This window comes from Sphingobium sp. BYY-5 (assembly GCF_022758885.1).
Classification (GTDB): Bacteria; Pseudomonadota; Alphaproteobacteria; order Sphingomonadales; family Sphingomonadaceae; genus Sphingobium.
The window spans coordinates 923,321-941,542 of the sequence record NZ_JALEBH010000002.1; the positions used below are offsets into that span (position 1 = coordinate 923,321).

General features: G+C 59.7%; 10 protein-coding genes and 1 pseudogene. 1 reads left to right on the forward strand and 10 read right to left on the reverse strand.

Annotated features, from left to right (window positions below; translation table 11 throughout):
* Positions 1-68: 68 nt before the first annotated feature.
* From MOK15_RS20135 to MOK15_RS20160, 6 genes and pseudogenes are all read right to left on the reverse strand, one after another.
* Entirely contained in the window at positions 69-3,335 is a 3,267-nt protein-coding gene (locus MOK15_RS20135; RefSeq protein WP_347567238.1) for a glycosyl hydrolase, read from the reverse strand.
* Positions 3,336-3,469: 134 nt separating this feature from the next.
* A complete protein-coding gene (locus MOK15_RS20140; protein ID WP_242933466.1) occupies positions 3,470-6,100 on the reverse strand; it encodes a TonB-dependent receptor in 2,631 nt (876 codons plus the stop codon).
* A gap of 262 nt (positions 6,101-6,362) precedes the next feature.
* Positions 6,363-7,739: an MFS transporter gene (locus MOK15_RS20145; protein ID WP_242933467.1), complete on the reverse strand. Its 1,377-nt coding sequence runs from the start codon at positions 7,737-7,739 to the stop codon at positions 6,363-6,365.
* Between the two features lie 348 nt (positions 7,740-8,087).
* Positions 8,088-8,450 (reverse strand): annotated as a pseudogene (locus MOK15_RS20150) (nucleotidyl transferase AbiEii/AbiGii toxin family protein); the annotation flags it as partial.
* 2 nt (positions 8,451-8,452) lie between these two features.
* On the reverse strand, positions 8,453-9,124 hold the full coding sequence (locus MOK15_RS20155) for a DUF6088 family protein (protein ID WP_242931807.1): 672 nt from the start codon (positions 9,122-9,124) through the stop codon (positions 8,453-8,455).
* Positions 9,125-9,458: 334 nt separating this feature from the next.
* On the reverse strand, positions 9,459-10,907 hold the full coding sequence (locus MOK15_RS20160; protein ID WP_242933469.1) for an NAD-dependent succinate-semialdehyde dehydrogenase: 1,449 nt from the start codon (positions 10,905-10,907) through the stop codon (positions 9,459-9,461).
* 357 nt (positions 10,908-11,264) lie between these two features.
* Between MOK15_RS20160 and MOK15_RS20165 the strand changes: the two genes are divergently transcribed.
* Positions 11,265-12,281 (forward strand): hypothetical protein, encoded by a 1,017-nt coding sequence (locus MOK15_RS20165; protein ID WP_242933470.1) that lies wholly within the window; start codon positions 11,265-11,267, stop codon positions 12,279-12,281.
* 495 nt (positions 12,282-12,776) lie between these two features.
* On the opposite strand, the gene MOK15_RS20170 is transcribed toward MOK15_RS20165, so the two are convergent.
* The 4 genes from MOK15_RS20170 to MOK15_RS20185 all read right to left on the reverse strand — a co-directional run bounded on the left by MOK15_RS20170 (position 12,777) and on the right by MOK15_RS20185 (position 18,198).
* Positions 12,777-14,063: a replication initiator protein A gene (locus MOK15_RS20170; protein WP_242933471.1), complete on the reverse strand. Its 1,287-nt coding sequence runs from the start codon at positions 14,061-14,063 to the stop codon at positions 12,777-12,779.
* A gap of 98 nt (positions 14,064-14,161) precedes the next feature.
* Positions 14,162-15,178 (reverse strand): ParB/RepB/Spo0J family partition protein, encoded by a 1,017-nt coding sequence (locus tag MOK15_RS20175; protein ID WP_242933472.1) that lies wholly within the window; start codon positions 15,176-15,178, stop codon positions 14,162-14,164.
* Positions 15,175-16,359, reverse strand: a complete 1,185-nt coding sequence (locus MOK15_RS20180; RefSeq protein WP_242933473.1) for an AAA family ATPase — start codon at positions 16,357-16,359, stop codon at positions 15,175-15,177. The genes MOK15_RS20175 and MOK15_RS20180 overlap by 4 nt, the downstream gene beginning before the upstream one ends.
* A 456-nt stretch (positions 16,360-16,815) precedes the next feature.
* A complete protein-coding gene (locus MOK15_RS20185; RefSeq protein ID WP_242933474.1) occupies positions 16,816-18,198 on the reverse strand; it encodes a carboxylesterase family protein in 1,383 nt (460 codons plus the stop codon).
* Positions 18,199-18,222 lie beyond the last annotated feature (24 nt).

An 18,222-nucleotide genomic window follows, 5' to 3' on the forward strand; every position in this document is an offset into this window, starting at 1 on the left:
CCGTACACCGGGCATGCTGCCGGCCTGCGGACACGACGAGGAAATGTCCTGCCCTTCGAATTTCGCGTTCAATCCTGTCGATTGCCGCCATGTCCGTCGGCCTCAACCCGCTCTTCCAGAACCAGGCTGACCGGCCCCATCAGGCCGGAGGGCAGCAGCTTTGACTCCTTGGTGTAGGGATTGAATACGGCCAGCGCCCTGGGACCATCATATCCGGGCTGCTGATCCCCGATAAGGCGGTTCGGCCACAAATTGGTGACGGCGATTTCCACGATATTGCGGCCGGGGCGGACTGCCTTGCTGATATTGAGCGCATAGGGGTTAGTCCAGGCCAGACCCGCGTCGATCCCGTTGACTTTGACCCGCGCCATTTCCCTTAGACCGCCCAGATCGATCTTCACTTGCCGAGACGCGCCCAGCCATGTGGACGGAATATCCACTGTCGTCTTGTAGACGGCAGTGCCGGAAAAATACTTGATGGCGTCATCACTCGACTCCGTCCACGATCGCAGGCGCCAAGGGGTCTGGATACGAGCCCCGGGCACTTGCAGGCTCCAGGTCGATGTCAGGGGCAAACGCTCTTTCTGGACTATAGTCGGCGCGTCCCAGCGCGACGCGGGCGCCTTTCCACGAAAAACGACGAAGAGCGCTTCGCCGCCCTGAAGCACGAGCGGCAGTTCCATCCGGTCGCCGACTACCCTGTAGCTGACGGGCGCCATGCTGCCATCTACCGCCTTCCATATCTCCGGCACTCGATCGGCCACGCGGAACTGCCCTACGAACCGCACCGCTTCGGCCGATGTATTGGCAAGGAAATAGATGTCCGCATCGGGCAGCAGCCGATGAACAAAGCCGGCGAGCTTCGGGCCGTCGTAAGCGCGCGTGGAGAAATCCGGAGCGAGACCCATACGATCAAGCGCCTGGCCGACGCTGCGTTCGAGCGGCTCTAGCATATCGGTCGACCAGATGGCATTTGCTACGCGATCCCACTCCAGCCTGTCGTCGGTCAGGCTTGGCGACCCAATCGGCCGTCGACCGATGATCGGCACCCCTGCGCGCTTGGCCTCCAGCAACTTCCTCAGGACCGGCAAGGAGATTTCGGTTGCTTGCGGATCGATCGCCAACACGGCGTAGCTCGCACCGCCCGGCGCCACCAGACGACCGTCCTGAACCGTCATCTCCTTCTCCAGTGCATCGGCGCTCATATAATCAAAGCTATAGCCGTCAGGGAGCTTAGGACCCGCCGTCGCGAAGCGGTTGGTGATATTGTCGTCTTCGCTGTAAAAATAGGCGATATCCGCGACCGCCCGCCCCTGCTGCAACAGGTACGAGCTGCGTCCAAGATATTGAATCCAGGCGCCCGCCTCAGAAGCCCAGCTTTCTTTCCGGGTAAACCATTGGCCGAACGAGCCAAGCCCCACACCGGGGCCGGCCGCTTCCAGGGGCTGATGGACGGAGGTATGAATGACGAAGCGATTAAGGCCGTAGGACATTTCGCGGTCGGCCGTGGCCTTCAGCCCAGCAGGCGAAAAAGCATAGGTGTCGCCACTGGCCGTGAAGGATTCCGCAGCAACAAGATTCTGTCCATAGATGCGTGCGACAGACGCTGACTCGCGTATGTCGGCCTCGTACATGGCGTCCTGGCCCTCGCGTCTGGCCCACATAGCGCCCATTGGTATGGTTGCCGAGGCCTTGACCGCCATGCCGTCACCGACAAATGCGCGTCCGGATTCATGCGCCTCACCATAGCGGCCCATGCCCCGGCTTTTCAGCTCGGTGGAAAGCTCGCCATAATGTTCGTCGGCGATCATCTCGCCCAGGGTTTTGCGAAAGTCCCAAAGGACCGCCTCGCTTCGTTCGGAACTATCCAAAGGTTCCCCGGCCAGCACGGGAAGCCAGCAGGTGAGATCATACCCGCGACGCTGCCTGAATTCCGCCAACATGCCTTCAGTCCAATTCGAAGGCCCAGCCTCGAAACTGTCGGTCATCACATAGCTGATGCTGTTCGCGCCCAAAGGCGTTAGATTTAGCGCGCTTTGATAGTTGGCGAGATATTTATCGACATAATCCCGCACATGATTCCGATTGAGCTTGTCGACCTCCAGCCCTTCTCCCCTGGCGGAGGCAGGACCATTGGTATGCCCCTCCAGCGACCACCCGAAACGATAGATCGTCCAGCGACCGCCCGAAGGCTTCCAGTCCAGCGTTCCATCGGCCTTCAGGTGCTGGCTGATATCTAGAACCTGTGGATATTGCGCGATGCCTCTAACTTGCGGGGTGGGGAAAATCGGCCAGTCGGGCCTTTCACCAAACCCCGCCTTGTCCTCGAAGCGGTGGATCCGTGCACGGGAGTGCAGCCGCAGTTCCGCGATCTTCAGGGGCGGCAATGCGCTGCCTTCCCGGACCGTCTCCGGCGGACTGAACCTGACGCGGAACGTGGTCGATCGCGTGGATGGAAAACTGACTGTCTGATGTTCAGAGCCGCGGACCGGCAGTTCGCCGATCGTACGGAAACGCCCGTCGGCTGCAAGCGCCTCGATTATCCCGCGGGGCCCCCGCGCGCCTGCCGGGCCTCGCCCTGCAACCCGTTCGGCCACAAAGCTCAGCGCGGCGATGCTTTGCGGACGATCAAAATCAAACCGCACCCACGCTTCGCGATCGCCAGTATAGGGGATGGACAGGAAATGATCGAACACATCATCGTCGAGGATGGAAGAGTTGCCCTCACCGCTGCTGATCGATATGCGCGGGCGGATATCTGCCTGCCCGGCTGGCACCGGAACCGCGATTACTGCCACGTCTCCGCAAGCTGCTGGCGGCTTTTCAAACGGCCTGCCGGTCAGGCCGGCGGAAAAGCCCTGATGCGCGTGCAAGGTCTGGAACGGTCCGGTCTCACAGGGCGCCTTTGGAAGCGAGATCGAGCGAGCACCACTTTTGACGTCGACCGAACTCCAGACCAACTTTTTCATGGCCTGGCCGGGCTTCACCCATGGCCCGCCCGTCTCGCTCCATCCTGGTGACGCCGAGATGGCAAATTCCAGCCCTAGTGCATTCGCCTTCTGGACCGCATGTTTGAACAGGGCGTCCCATTGCGGAGACAGATATTCGGCCGGGTCGGGGACAAGCACCGGAGTCTTTAGCGCCGCATCGAAGTTCTGCACCCCTGCGATGCCGATGGATGCCAGCCATTCCAGATCGGCATCGATGCCCTCCTTCGTCACGTTGCCGTTCATCCAGTGCCACCAAACCCTCGGCCGCGCTTCGGCGGGAGGATTGCTAAATCCGGCGGCTAGAGGATCATTCGCCGTCTCTGCGCCATAGGAAGGGGATGTCACGCATATCAAGCAAACGGCCGGCAACAGGACTTTTCTCAAGATGTTGACCTTTAGAGGAGTTGTCTATGTCGGCCCGGGCGGCGCTTCCCTGTCGGTTGCCCGGGCGGCGGTTTAAACGCCACCCGGGCAAGCTCTCAGAACTTCGCCCCAAGCGTGAGGAAGAACGATCGTGCCTGGTTCAACAAGATATTGAACGGCGCGGTCGGGTTAGCAGCAACCTGCGCGGGCGTCAGATTCTGCCGGTTGAGCGCGGCGAGCAGGGCGCCCGACGGCGCCCAGGACAGCACGCCCTTCGAGTTGAACACGTTGTTCACATTGGCGCCGACGCTGATATTTTCAGTCAGGTTCCAGTTCATGCCTAGGTCCACCTCATGATAAGCGGGCAGATTGAAAGCATTGTACCGATTGGCCGGGCGCTTGCCCAGATAGCGCCATGTCACGAAGGTCGAGAAGGCCTCGTTAGGGGTATATCGCAACGTGGATGTGGACATGATTTTCGCGGCGTTATCCGCCTTGCCGTCAGGCACCGCCACGATTGTGTCGTCTTGGGGGCCAGGCGCGCCGAAATTATAGGTCGCGAACCCCTTTGACTTCGAATCCTGCAGTGTTAGCGCAACGCGAAGGTTGAGGCTCTCGATCAAATTGGCGTCCGCCTCCAGTTCAACACCATAAGTCTTTGTCGAGGACAAAAGCGGCGCCGGCACGTAGGAAGTGCCATCGACATTGGTCCCGAAGGCGGTGGTCCCGACGTTGCTGAGCTTGCTGTAAAACGGCGTCAATGTCGCGCGCAACGGCCCCTGCCGGAAACGATAGCCTGCTTCGATCTGCTGGATCTTCTGCGGGATCGGCACCACGTTCTGCAACTCAGGCAGCGTATCGTAGGCGGTGAAGAAGCCGAAGTCCGGCGCCTTCTTGCCTTGCGAATAGCGGACGTAGATCGAGTTATTGTTATCGAACTTATACGTAGTGGCCGCCGAAAAGGACAGGAAATCGAGGCTGAACCGATATTGGAAAGGCGTCAGATATGTCACCGCAAAATTATCGAACAGCGTGTTGGGGTTGCCGTCCAGGCCACCATAGGCGCTATTGCCCGACTGCGGGTTAGCGATGGCAACGTCATTCGACCCCTTGTTGCGGATATACTCGTAGCGCAGCGCACCTTCGACCGTGAGCCCGTTCAGAATTTCGTAGTCGGCGCCGCCGAAGATCGAAAACTGCCGCTGCTTCCCGCGATAGGGCACGCCAAGAAACCGTTGGCCGATACCGGCAAAACCTGCGGAATTCGTCACATCCTTGACCACACCGCCCGGAGTGGTGAGTGTTATGCCCAGCATATGCGGCTGATTTTGAAGGGTCGAAACGCCGAAGCCTGCGCCGCCACCTGCTTGGCTGACGGTGGCGTCGGCCAGAAACGCGCCGAGCGTGATGCTTCCCCGGTCCAGCTTTTTGGAAATACTGAACTGATCCATGATCTCGCGGACCTTGGGATCGAAGTTGAATGCGGTCTGGGTGATGATGGGATTGGCGATCACCTGCGCATTGGGCAAGGAACTGGACAGGACGGTGCGCGTTCCGTTGACGTTCTGAACCTGGGCAAGAACCTGGCCCGTCACCAAATCGCGATAAGAGTAAATCCCGTTGGCAGACGTGTTCAGAAGCGTGTTGGTGAAGCTGTCGGTGATCGGCAGGGCAAATGCCAGCGCCGTGCTGTCATAGTCCGCCTTGTTCCAGTTGGCCTTGAAATTATTGCGCACCGTCCATCCGCTGTCGGTGGTGTGATCAAACTTCATGCCTATCATCTTGACCGTAGAACGAACGAGGTTGCGACCGTTCCATCCCTTGACCGGACCATTGATGGTTTCGACATAGTTGTGGGGAGCGGCCGGGACCAGAAACGAATCATAGCGTGAGATGCCTGGCGCAAGGCGTGGATCGCTGAAATCGACGGCAGGTTGGAACTCGTAGAACGCGTTCCGATCATCCTGATATTTGCCGTACAGAAGGACCGATCCGTTGCCATAGTCCCACAGCAGATTGCCTTTCACATGGCCACCGCGGTTCATCGGATATTCGTTGTCGCGGGCGCCCTTGCTGTGGCGGTAAAAACTGCTGATACTATAGTAGAGATCGCTCGTACCGATCTGGCCGCCTGCGCGCGCGTCGATGCGGTAATAAGGATAGCGGCCATTGCCTTCCAAGCCGAGACGAACCCGCATTTCGAGGCCCGGATCGTCCTTTCCAGTCTTGGAGATATAGTTGAAGATGCCGCCAGGCGCATTGGGGCCAGTGACGACCGCGGTGCCGCCGCGCAGAGCCTCCAGCCGCTCGAGGCTGAGGTCCTGCCGATAGAAGAAGTCCGGCGTATAGTTGGTGGTCGTCACGTTCGTGACCGGCAGGCCGTCTTCCTGCAAAGACACGTAATAATAGCCTGTCGACGCCTCCGTCGAATTGGCCGAAATGCCGCGCGAGTAGACAATGTTTCGCACTTCGCCGAGGGCGGAGTTGACGAACACACCCGGAACATTGCGCAGTAGATCGGCAGCACTGGCCGGTACGGACTGCTGCAAGGTGGCGGTATCGAGCGTGGAAACCGCCACCGAAACCGGCGCGCGCGCGGTAAGCGTTCCAGTTACGACGATATCTGCGGAAGCTGCTGTTTCTTCACCTTGTGCCGATGTTCCGACACGAGTCTGTGCAAAAACCGGATTACTAATAGTAATCAACGCCGCGCTAGCCATTAGGACTAATTTATATTGACGGTTCATGTAACTCTCCCTGATTTATCCAAATTCTTTTTTTGTGATCTCCACGTATCGATGCACGGTGGCCCCACAATTGAAACTTGGATTGTTGAAAAAATTTTGGCGCGGTATCTGCAGATGTCCGAAAAAATCCTATGATTGACACCGTTAGTTATCCATCGATCAAGCGACGCAAGCAGCTTATCCGCCCCGGTAGGCATACGAGCCTCTGTGATCCGAGTGGCCCCGATGGCACCCGTCAAGATTTGCCGGGAGCGGGTCATTGCTAGCTGCTACGGCGGCCGAGCGGCGTTGGCGCGGAGATATGTTTTCGCAGGATCAACAGGGCGAACAGCGAGCCGAGCATCGCAATCACAATGAGCATGAAATAAGGTTTGCCACCGCCGGTCGCGATCACCGCCGCGCCGGCAAAGGCACTGGCGATCGCCCCCATACGTCCGATGATCAGCGCGACGGCGGTCCCGCTGGCGCGGACATGCGTGGGATATAGGTTGGCGGAAACGGCATACATGGTGGACTGAACGGCGTTCACGAAAAGACCATTTATGGCGATGCCAATGGTCAGAATGAGTGGGGCAGCAACGATATTCGTCACCGAGAGGAGCAAGGCGCTGCCCGCAGCGCCCGCGCAGCAGAACACCAGCGGCCAGCGGGATCCGAAGCGCTTGATCGCAAATGCGCAGGTCAGCGCCCCAAAAATCCCCCCGAGATTATAGAGGGTGAGCCCCGCAGAAGCCTGGGCCACGTCCAGCCCCTCGCTGCTCAACAAGGTCGGCAACCAGCTAAAAACCAGATAGACAGAGAGCAGCGTGAGAAAGAATGCTGTCCAAAGCGCATAGCTGCTGCCTGCACGACCTTCCGCAACGATCGCCCGCAAACCTCCACCATCCCGCACCGACGATGTTTCGTCGCCGTCGACAAAGACGATATCGCTGCGGAACCCATGGCCGCAACGCGCAAGCAATCGCGCCAGTTCAGGCGACCCCGGTCGACACCGCGCGAGCCAGCGCGGGGATTCCGGCATGAGCATGAAGAGAACCAGCGCAAAGAAGACCGGGATCGCCCCGCCAATGTGGAACAGTGCGGTCCACCCGTAAGCAGGCAGGATCTGGGACGCGAAGATGCCCGCGAACATGCCGCCGACGGGAACGCATACGATCGTCGCCGTGACCGCCACCGTCCGGTTGCGGGCGGGCATGAATTCCGCCGCCATGGTTGTCGATGTCGGTAACGCGCCGCCGATGCCCAGACCTGCGATAAAGCGCAGCGCGCCGACCATTACGATGTCGGCCGAAAAGCCGATGGCAATTGTCGCCAAGCCGAAGGTCAGGATCGAACCAACGATCGCGAGTCGCCTGCCGAATAGGTCCGCGGCATAACCGGCAACGCCACTGCCGACCGCCATACCCAAAAGCCCCATGGCCACGACCGGAGCAAAGTCCGCCTTGGGTACATCCCATTCGGCGATAAGCACCGGCAAAGCGAAACCGAACAGCTGGCCATCGAAGCCGTCGAGGATGATTGAGAGGGCGGCCAGCAGCACGACCGCGATCTGCAGTCGGCTTGTCGCACTGCCGTCGATCAGCGCCGCCACGTCGACAGCCTCTGCTTTCCACGGTTCGGACGAAGCGGCATGCTTCATACGCCATCCCCTCACATACGCCACTCACTGACGATTTGGTTTTAGTTTTATACCAAACTATTTGTCTTATGAGACACTCCGGCTAAGGATGCAAGTCCGATCGAAGACACTGTGTTGATTCCTGCCCGGCATTGTTTGGGGAAGGTGCTGTCGAAGCAAAGGACAATAGATAGGCGGCGCTTTGGCATCCCAATCCAGCCCATACACCCCGGTTCGGGCTGCTCTGCTGACTGGCTGCTGTTACCTCGATCACCGGTCCCGGCGCGACCTGACATTCCGCTGCTACCTCGGAATGGCTTGAGTTGGTCGCGACATGCCGGTTAGCGGACGGACGAGCAGGTCTCCGCCTATGAAGGCTTGGCATGCCGCCTTGATGGCGTCGAGCTTGGCCTGCCGCTTCTTACCGGACATCTCCTCCAGCGCCTCGACACTTGCATCTTGGCCGATGTCTTCGCGAAATACCGTGATGTCGATGTCCTCGGAGAAACGCTGAATCAAGCCGAAGCCCTTCGACAGCGACGTACCCCCTTTGAACAGGAAGCGCGGACCATGGGATGCCGGACCGTTGAACAGCGCGTCGAGGGTCCAGCAGACCCAGAAATCCTTCTCGATATTCTGGGGCGCTGTGCCGAGCCGCTGCCCGGCGCCGATGAATACATCCCGTCGATCCGTGGGATCGGCCGCCAGAAACTGGGCGTAAGCGGGGTTCATTGTCATGCTCGCTTGGTCTTCAGGCGGTCAGCTGACGAGGTAACCGGTATCGTATCGCGCAGGATATTCTGCATCCAGAGCGGGAGCGTCAGCATATCGGCCTGGAGGTCGTTGACGATGTCGGCGCCGTGATCAGGGTGGGCGAAGATGGTGCGCAGGCGCTTGGCAACAGCCGGATCGGTGTCGCCCCCGGCGTCGTGCAACCAATGCAGGGCCTGAACGACACGCATCGCTGGCCGCCCAGCCCAGTGAAGCCGACTTGGCGCAGTGGTTTTGAAATCGATCTTGAGGTTGCCGAGCGTAATGGGCTTCAATCTTGCATCGGTATGGACGACGATGCGAGCCGGGACGGCATCGGAGAGTCCTAGATCGTTGGCCGCGGTTACGCCATCGACGAGGATACGGGCTTGGTCCCGGCGAGCCAGCGCATCGACGACGGCGCGCGGATCGGGGTGCGTGGACTTGCCCGTGAGGGGGTTGAGTTTGGGCTTGTCATAGAGGCCACGGGCAATCCTGCGAATGTCGCCATTGCGGGTCAGTCGATGGAGCGCCTGATCGACGGCGTCGCGAGAGCCGAGATCGAGAAAGTCCTGCGGCGTCCAGACTGAAGGCACGCCTCCGGAGACCATCCGGCTTGATATGGCACTTTTGAGATCGAGACCCGGCCCGCGCATGGTAATTCCTTTGTCAGAAGCGTGTATACGCAATTCTGACAAACCGCAATCGGTTTGTCAGATACATGACGCGGATTTCTAACAAATTACGGCTTCGTTCTTGGCTTGGCGGCATTGATCTGGATGTACGTCAGCATGGTCGTTTTCCCAGCAAGGCCGGGTCGATCCGAGGGCACCAAAAAGAGCAACGTTTTGGGGTCGCTGCTGGTGCTCTTAGCCGGATTTCGCCGGACGATGCCTCGCGATTCTCTGTCTAAAAATGCTGTGAAACCAGCCTCTTACTGGACGATCCTGGACGTATCCAGAGCCAGTATTGGTGCCCAGAATTGGACCACTAGATGCCGGACATGCACATATATTTGATCTCGGTATAATCCTCAATCCCGTGACGCGATCCTTCGCGCCCCATGCCCGATTCCTTGATCCCGCCAAAGGGCGCAACCTCGGTCGAGATGAGCCCGGTATTGATCCCCACCATGCCCACCTCCAGTGCTTCCGCCACGCGCCAGGCCCGCGCCAGATCGCGCGTGTAGAAATAGCCGGCCAGACCCACATCGGTTTCATTGGCGAGCGTGACGGCCTCGTCCTCGCTGTCAAAGATGAAGAGCGCCGCCAGCGGCCCGAATGTCTCCTCCTGCGCCAGCGTCATGTCGGGCGTGCACCCCGCGATGATCGTCGGCTGATAGAAGCTCCGGCCCAGCGGATGGCGCTGGCCGCCCATCACCAGTCGGCCACCCTTGGCGAGTGCGTCGGCGACATGTTCCTCGACCTTCTCCACCGCCTTGTCGTCGATCAGCGGCCCCTGGTTGACCCCGGTTTCCGTGCCCGGCCCCACCTTCAGCTTCTCGACGGCGGTTTTCAGCTTCGTCAGGAAATCGTCGAATATGCCCCGCTGGACGAAGATGCGGTTGACGCAGACGCAGGTCTGGCCGCTGTTGCGATATTTGGACGCGATCGCTCCCTCGACCGCCGCATCAAGGTCGGCGTCGTCAAAGACCAGAAAGGGCGCGTTGCCGCCCAGTTCCATCGACAGCTTCTTCATCGTCGGCGCGCATTGCGCCATCAGCGTTTTGCCGACCTCCGTCGAACCGGTGAAACTCAGCTTGCGGACGTCGGGACTGTCGGTCAGTTCCGCGCCGATAATTCGTGACGATCCCGTAACGATATTGAAGACACCGGCCGGCACCCCTGCCCTTTCGGCGAGCACGCCCAGCGCCAATGCGGTCAGCGGCGTCTGTGTGGCAGGCTTGAGTATCATGGTGCAGCCGGCCGCCAATGCGGGCGCAGCCTTGCGGGTAATCATCGCCGCCGGGAAGTTCCAGGGCGTGATCGCCGCAACCACGCCGACGGGTTGCCGGATGACAATGATGCGGCTGTCCGCGCGATGGCTCGGAATGATTTCGCCATAAACGCGCTTGGCTTCCTCCGCGAACCATTCGACAAAGCTGGCGGCATAGGCAATTTCTCCCCTTGCCTCCGCCAGCGCCTTGCCTTGCTCGCGCGTCAGGATCATCGCCAGATCATCCTGGTGGATCATCAACAGATCGAACCAGCGTCGCAGGATGCGGGCGCGTTCGCCCGCCGTCCTGCCACGCCATTCGGGCAGTGCGGCCTTCGCGGCGGCAATGGCCGCCTGCGTTTCCCGGCCATCCATATCTGGAACGGCGGCGATCTCCTCGCTGCTGGCGGGATCGGTCACTGGAATGGCCGGCGTACCGATCCAGCGGCCGTCAACCAGGCACTGGTCCCGCAGCAGGGATGGATCGGCAAGGGCAATGGTCATGAGATCACCTTTCGCTAGTCTCCGGCAACCACCGGCGCCGACCGGAATTCGGGACGGACGAGTTGGCCATCGCCTGCTCAACGTCGCAGCGTCTGTTTGGGATGCAGGGTTTGGCGGGCGTGGTCGTATCCGTCAACGCAGCACCGGATCACCAATGCAGGGATCGACCCTGCGATGCCCGCTTTGGCCCTGCCTTACAGGCCTGCATCGAAACAATATTCTTGTGGATGCATAGCGTCAGCATATTTGCTATAATCCATATATCAGTGAATTATATGTATTATATTATTGATATTAAATCATTTTATTGAATTATGAATCTTCAACAAATGACCCCGGGAAACGGTTGAAGCCGCTATGGATGATATGAGCCTGATCTCCTCTTACGCCGAAGCCCAAAGCCTTCTGGCGCGCGTTGAGGAACGTCGACGCCTTAGCCCGATCCGGCTTCCACTTGGCATACGCAGTCGTGTGGCGGAGCGCCATGCGCTTGCGCGGCTCGACAATCTTCCTCTCCAGGATGAAGATATCCGCGTCGACGGGCGCGGCGCGGTGCGAACGTCGGACTTTGACCTGAGCCATGGACGCCGGGCAATCGGCACGCCGATCAACCTGGAAACCATCACCAGCGATAGCGCGGGCCTGCTCGATTGGCTGGGGATCAGGCCGGACAGAGGCATCCTGCCCATGCAGGTCTGGCAACGCCCGCTGGCCGATATGATAGAGGCCGTCACGGCCTGGCAGCGCGATATCGCCGTCCTCTCCCCCTCCCCTCCTCTGCTCCATAGCGCGCATATGGCGCATCTCTGGAGACACCATGCGCCGGTCGGCCGTGGCGATCTGGTCTACAGTCTGTTGATCGGCGATCGCTGGGGTCCGGGACGCTGGGATGGATCGGCCGGTGGACTGATCGCGCTTGGGTTGGAGCGTAGTTCCGCCCCATGGCGACGCGCACAGGGCAAGGCTATGGAGCAGATATGGCTGAGCGCCATCATCACGGGCGCGCAGGCCCATCTCGACCTGGAGGTGCGACTGCGTGGCTATGCCGCGCGGGCATCGCAGTTTATCAACGCGCGGCGGCGACCGGGTCGGCTGAAGGAGGTGCTCGCCCTCGCCATGGCCCACCCGCGCATCAGCAGCGGCAGTGTCGCCAAGTCCCTCGACCTCAGCGTCGCCGGGGCCATCAAACTGCTGTCGATCGCGACTGACGCCGGTCTGCTGATCGAGCGATCGGGACAGGCGAGCTATCGCAGCTATGCTATTCCCGTCGCGGCACCCTCTGAGGCCCCGTCGCGCACGCGCGCGGACCCATTTGAGGTGGCCTCATTCTGGTCTGACGAGGACGATGGCGATTTAGCCCCTATCCCCATTTGACGCCGTCTGTTTCAGATGGGACGCTTGGCACGGACAGCCGACATTATCGCACGTCCGCATATAGCAATTCGCGGCCTGGGAATCATCGCGTTCGATATGTTCAAGTCAACATACTTGGGCGCACCAGTTCCAAACGATCTTGGATACGTGATCCAGGCGCATGATTCTAATAACACGTTCAATCAGTCGAGCTGAGGCATCGAACAGCATCGAGATCGAAACTTCTCGGAAGTTCCACCTGCTTTCTCATTCTCGATCGGGCGAAAGGAAAGGCATCCCGAAAATTCGAGCTAAGTGACGTGTTTTCAGAATCAGACTGTAAACCCGCGAATGGGGGCAATTGCGCAGGACTGCTCCTGCTCTCCCTCACAAAAGGGGAGGGGTAATAGCTTGGTTCGACGGGGTTTATCAGCCAGGGGGTACCTTCATCGGTGGCGTCTGGCCGGTTTGTCACCCAGAGTCATCGCGATTCCGAAAACACGATGGATGTGCTCATCAAAGCCGATATTTGTTCCGGCGATGATGTTCCTTGACGAACCCGTAGAAGCGCTTGGAATAGTTACGCGGTAGCTCATGCGGATTGGCGCCAAGGAAGGCATCGAAACGCCGCATCAATTCATCATAGTCCCATCCGGGAAAATCGGTGCGAATCGCTTCATAAATATCGCGATCGAGAATCTTGATCGCACTGTCCCGCCCGGCGGAGGCGCGGGCAGGGCGGATGCTATGCGCTCGTGAAACGGATGGCTGCTCTCTCTCACCGACACGCAAACCCTGCGATAATTGTGAAATCAGACCAAGGGCAAGGTGCGGCTCGACCAGTTCCTCCGACGTGTGATCGGATCGTTCGCCATTATCCGGCGGAGTAGGGGAGGGCGCCCGTTCCGCACGCTTCCGACGATTGGCCTCGTCCAGATAGCGGCGCATGACCATCTTGAGCTTCGGCTTGGCATTATCGCTGTCGATAACCTCCAGGCTGATATCCGGTAGCTCATTCCCCCGCGCCAGGTCGAGCAGCTTGCGTTTGAACACCGGATAGCTGCTTTCGCTTCCGCTCTTCTGGTGCAGCGTTTCAAACCCGATGGTGAACCCGTCGGCGCCATTGCCGCCCGCATGTTTGCGCGACGCCCGATAGAGCCATTTGCCAAGGCCGCTCGTAATCTCGAAATAGAGGGGTGAAATCGATAGCACGTTGCGCTTGTCCATCACCCCGTCGAAGAACCATTTGGACAGGGTGATCTCCATGCCCAGCGACCGCTGCGACCGCTCGTCCACCAGATGCGTATAGCTGTCGATCCAGGAGAAAGTGGTTTCCCGGCTTTTCGCATTGGCACGGATATTGGTCTTGATCGTCGTGGCCTGCAGCCGGTCAAGCGCGCTGACCAGCCGTTCATAAGCCCGGCCACTGGTGCCCCAACAGATGCGTTTGAGAAGGTCGCCGGGCTGCAATCGAATGGCAGGGGAAATGTCATTCGTCCCGCGTTCACGCAACTCGTTCAAATGTGATGCGAGATAGATCATGATGTCCGCATCCCAGATCGTCGCCATGCCATAGGCCGAATTGGGCAGCACCTGCACGGTGACGGTGCGGTCGGGACTGACATAATCGATGGGCTTGACGCGCTTGCGCTTGGACAGACTGAAGAAGGGACGCTGCATCGTCTCCTGATAGTCGCGCAGCGAAATATCGCTGAAATCAGGCAGGGTGAAGAACATCTCGAACTGGACCTTGCGCTCCTTGAGCGCCGTCTTCAGTTCCGTCTCACTGGGTGCCGCTACCATTTCGTCCCCGCTTCCCCCCGGAGGGAAATTCAATATAAATAACTGAAATAAAAGGATTATTTCTCCATTTTCAGCTTTTCATCCCACATATGCATCAATCACCGCCGCCGGGCGCTGCGAATCTTCGCCTGCTCGATCACCGGGCGCAGCGCCTCCAATATCTCGTCCGTCGACAGGCCGCTCGGCGCCAGCGACAGCGTCAATATCTTCTGCTGATCCTTCTCAACCTGACCGATCGAAGCGCCTCCCGCCGCAGCAATCGCAGCCTTCTGAACCCGGCCCTTGGCAAGGGTCGCCTGGACCAGCCGCGTCATCACTTCCGCGCCGCTGATCGGCTGTTCGTCGCCCGAACGACGAAAACTCTGCTCAGAGGCAATCTGATCCGCCGCCGCCTCAAGCTTCGTGCGATTTGCCGGATCGCGCAGCAAGGGCAGCAGCTTCTCCGCATATTTCGCCTGCAAATCCATCGGCGAATGGAAAGCGCTCACCAGGAAGGGCGGGATTTCGGTCAACGCGATGTAGCGCGATAATTGCGACTTGGAGATTTTCAGCCGCTCGGCCATGCGCAGTTGCACGCCGCCATAATAGCTGTCGACCGCCGCCTTGTAGTTGAGGCCGCGTTCCAGATCGGAAATATCCTCGCGCTCGCGATTCTCGATGTCAGCCAGGCGAAAAGCCGCTTCATCGTCGAGATCCTCGATGATCGCGATAAGGTCTATGTCGGGATAATGATTGGCGTTGAGCCAGGAAATGGCCCAATGCCGCCGCGTCCCCGTGACCAGTTCATAGGGCAGGGGACCATTGGGCGTGCGCCGCACCACCGCAGGCACGCGATTGCCGCTTTCCGCAAGGATGGAATCGATCAGGCTGCGCAACCGATGCTCGTCAAGCAGCGAGTGATCGCGCGCATTGCCCGGCCAGATCGAACATTCCGCCGGCTTCAACCTTATCGTCGGACGCTTCACGATCCGCGCGGCCTCGCCAAAGGCTTCAAGCCGCTTGTTGGTGAAGTTCGGGCGCGCCGCGCTTGCCAATTCGGCGGCAGGCACGACATTGGCGGTCGGCTCGTTCGGGACCGAAGCCAATGCTTCGCTAATCAGCGAACGCCGGCTCATGCCGCTACACTCACATCAGAAGTCAGACTGGTCGATGGCCATTGCTGGCGGATCTGCTGTTCGACTTCGCCAAAGACCGCATCCAGATTCTCGCGGCATCGCATATAGGTCTGGTGAGAGGCCGACGGCTTGGATTCATAGATGGACCGGAAAGCCTGGGTCGCATTCTTGATCTCTTCCGATGCCAAGATCGGCTGCCCCAGCAACAATCCCGCATAGGTCGCCTGCATGATGCGCCACATGTCATTCTCCCCCGGTTTGCTGGGCGAAAAAGTGGAACAGACGACGCGAATGAAGCCGTAATTGACCGGCGTGCCATTCTGTTCGAGAATTTCGATATTATCGGCGATTGTATCCATGAAATGGATGGTCGACAGATAGTCGAGTTGTCGCGCCGGCACTGGAATCAACAGCCCGGTCGCGGCCGCCATGACATTGAGACCGAGGAAGCCCATCGCTGGCGGCGGATCGAGCAGGATGACATCGAAGTCCTTGGTAACGCTGGCGATACCGATGCGCAGCGCCTGCAGGCTTTCGCGCACGGCTTGCCCGCCCTCGCGCAGGGTGGAGGTCAGATCCCATTCCGCATCCTGAAGGCCCAGGCTCGACGGCACGATCTTGATCGTGGGCCAGGGTGTGTCGCGAATGGTGCGGGAAAAATCGCTGAATGTGCTCCGTGGGGACAGAAATGCGCCCAGGGTCTCCTCGTCGTCGATCAGCGTCTCCGGCTGGATGTCGAACATAGTGGTGGTCGATGCCTGCGGATCGCAATCGATGACGAGCACCCGATAGCCATGCAATGCCAGATAGTCCGCAAGATGCTTGGTGATAGTGCTCTTGCCGACGCCGCCCTTGAAATTCTGTACCGCCAGCACGACGGCATCTTCGTCCGGCTGCTTGCCGACATGGATGCCCAGGGCGCTGCGGATATGGGTCAGGTCTTCGAGCGTATAGTAACGACGGCCGTTGGGAAGCTGCTTGGGTTGCGGCAGGCGGCCCTTGGCTTCCGCCTTGGCAAGCGCCTCCGGTGTGCGACCGATCAGTTCCGCTGCAACGGTCGGTCCGAAACTGATATCGAGCGTTTTGCGACTATCGGGCCGGAACACGATCGTCTTGATATGATCACGCATCTGCTGGCAGGCGGTGGTGACATTGCGTAAAGTGTTGACGGTAAAGGACATGGCACCCCTCATGGCCGAATCGCAACTGGAAACGGGTTTGCGTTTTATGCGCCTATCACGGCCTGAAAGTCAAACCTTGCCATTTTGCGCTATGCGATCGCCTTCGCACTTGCTCAGTTGGACCAGAAAAGGAACCGGTCGGGAGAGAGGTGACGGGAGACCAAGAGTTCCTGCTGATAGCCCATTATAGCGAACTCTCCTCAATGAAAGGCTCCGGTTGGCAAATGAGATGTCATCCCGCAGCGGTTATGGATTTTATTTGGAGATTAGAGAAATTAGCGGGCCGGCCAGGCGCATTTTCCCCCGTAAATCCGGCGATTCCCGGTGGAGGCCGCCAAACCGATCACACGTCGGACCAGGTTTGAAAACACGTTGCCGCGATTCCGAAACCACGTCGGATGAGTCGTGATAACACGCTGGCGGATCAGGGAAATTTGATCCGCCAGCGTGGTCCGGCTAGTCTTCGTTCGTAGCGACAGCCTTGGCTTCAGCGCTCAAGTCCAGCATGACTTTGTCCGCGCCATAGCGGCGCCAGACGGGCAGGCGGACGCCGTTCGGATCACCCGCTTTCACGAAATTGACCAGATAGGCGCTGGCGATCCGGCCCATCTCCTTGTCCCGATCCGTTGTCGCATCGCCATATTTGACCGCCACCGTGTCGAAGAAATAGGGGATTTCGCTGGCATGTCCGGCACCCTTGGTTTCCGCCTTGCGCAGTGAAGAGGCGACATAGGAGAAGCGATAATAATAGGTCGGCACGCCCTGTGCGGCGAATTGCTGCGCCATGGCGCGCGCGCCAGCGACCATCGGACCTGTAGGCCCGCCAATATCGTCGCTGGTCGCGCCGATCATCACCGGCACCTTAACGAAGCGTCCGGCCTGATAGGCGGCCTGGCTGTCGACCGCGATCCTGCTGTCGACGATCGGGCTGCTATAGGTGCGCGGCCCTCCTGCGAACAACTGGGCAAGGTTCAGCCCATCGACCACCATGTCCGCCGGCAGCGCCCGCAGCTTCGCCAGCGCATCGGGATCATCGGCCGCCACGCCCTTCTTCTCGGCAAAGGCCGCACCCAGTTTTTCCGCCCCTGCCAAGGTTGCGTCACCCATCGGCATCGGCCCGCCCGACTGGATCACCGCCTTCTGGAACAGTCCCTGGGTCATTGGCGAGGTCAGCAGCGCATGGACGGACATGCCGCCCGCGCTCTCGCCGATGATGGTGATATTGGCGGGATCACCGCCAAAGGCTGTAATATTGGTCTGAATCCAGCGCAGCGCGGCAACCTGGTCCATATAACCATAGTTGGCGAGCAGCCCCTTATCCGCATCCGCCTTCGTCAGGGCAGGATGGGCGAATGTGCCGAAACGGCCGAGGCGATAGTTGAAGCTCACCACCATGATGCCCTGCTTCGCCAGCGCTGCACCCGCATAAGTGGGCGGGGAGGAGCCGCCATTGACGAAGCCGCCGCCATAGATCCACACCATCACCGGCAGCTTCCTGGCGGGGTTCTCCGGCCGCCAGACATTGGCGTAGAGGCAATCTTCCGCTGGTGGCGTGCCGAGCGGCGCGGCGTCGCTGGGGAAGGGGAGCTGCATACAGTCATGGCCGTAACGGCTGGCGTCGCGCACCCCTTGCCAATGCGCCATCGGCTGTGGCGCGCGCCAGCGCAGATCGCCCACCGGCGGCTGGGCGAAGGGAATGCCCTTGAAGGCAACGATGCCGTCCTCCGCCACGCCGCGCAGCGCGCCATCGGCTATGGTCACTTCGGGTTGGGCCGGGGCGGCCGAAGTGCCGGTGGCCGAACCGAGCGCGGCGGCCAGCAGGATTGCACGCAGGGGCATGTCTGATTTCCTCTCATTCTTGTT

Excerpts from the sequence above, each read along its gene's own strand:
- MOK15_RS20180 (WP_242933473.1), bottom strand. The coding sequence starts at position 16,359 with ATGTCCTTTACCGTCAACACTTTACGCAATGTCACCACCGCCTGCCAG.
- MOK15_RS20155 (WP_242931807.1), bottom strand. The coding sequence starts at position 9,124 with ATGCGCGGGCCGGGTCTCGATCTCAAAAGTGCCATATCAAGCCGGATG.
- MOK15_RS20175 (WP_242933472.1), bottom strand. The coding sequence starts at position 15,178 with ATGAGCCGGCGTTCGCTGATTAGCGAAGCATTGGCTTCGGTCCCGAAC.
- MOK15_RS20185 (WP_242933474.1), bottom strand. The coding sequence starts at position 18,198 with ATGCCCCTGCGTGCAATCCTGCTGGCCGCCGCGCTCGGTTCGGCCACC.
- MOK15_RS20160 (WP_242933469.1), bottom strand. The coding sequence starts at position 10,907 with ATGACCATTGCCCTTGCCGATCCATCCCTGCTGCGGGACCAGTGCCTG.
- MOK15_RS20165 (WP_242933470.1), top strand. The coding sequence starts at position 11,265 with ATGGATGATATGAGCCTGATCTCCTCTTACGCCGAAGCCCAAAGCCTT.
- MOK15_RS20140 (WP_242933466.1), bottom strand. The coding sequence starts at position 6,100 with ATGAACCGTCAATATAAATTAGTCCTAATGGCTAGCGCGGCGTTGATT.
- MOK15_RS20170 (WP_242933471.1), bottom strand. The coding sequence starts at position 14,063 with ATGGTAGCGGCACCCAGTGAGACGGAACTGAAGACGGCGCTCAAGGAG.
- MOK15_RS20145 (WP_242933467.1), bottom strand. The coding sequence starts at position 7,739 with ATGAAGCATGCCGCTTCGTCCGAACCGTGGAAAGCAGAGGCTGTCGAC.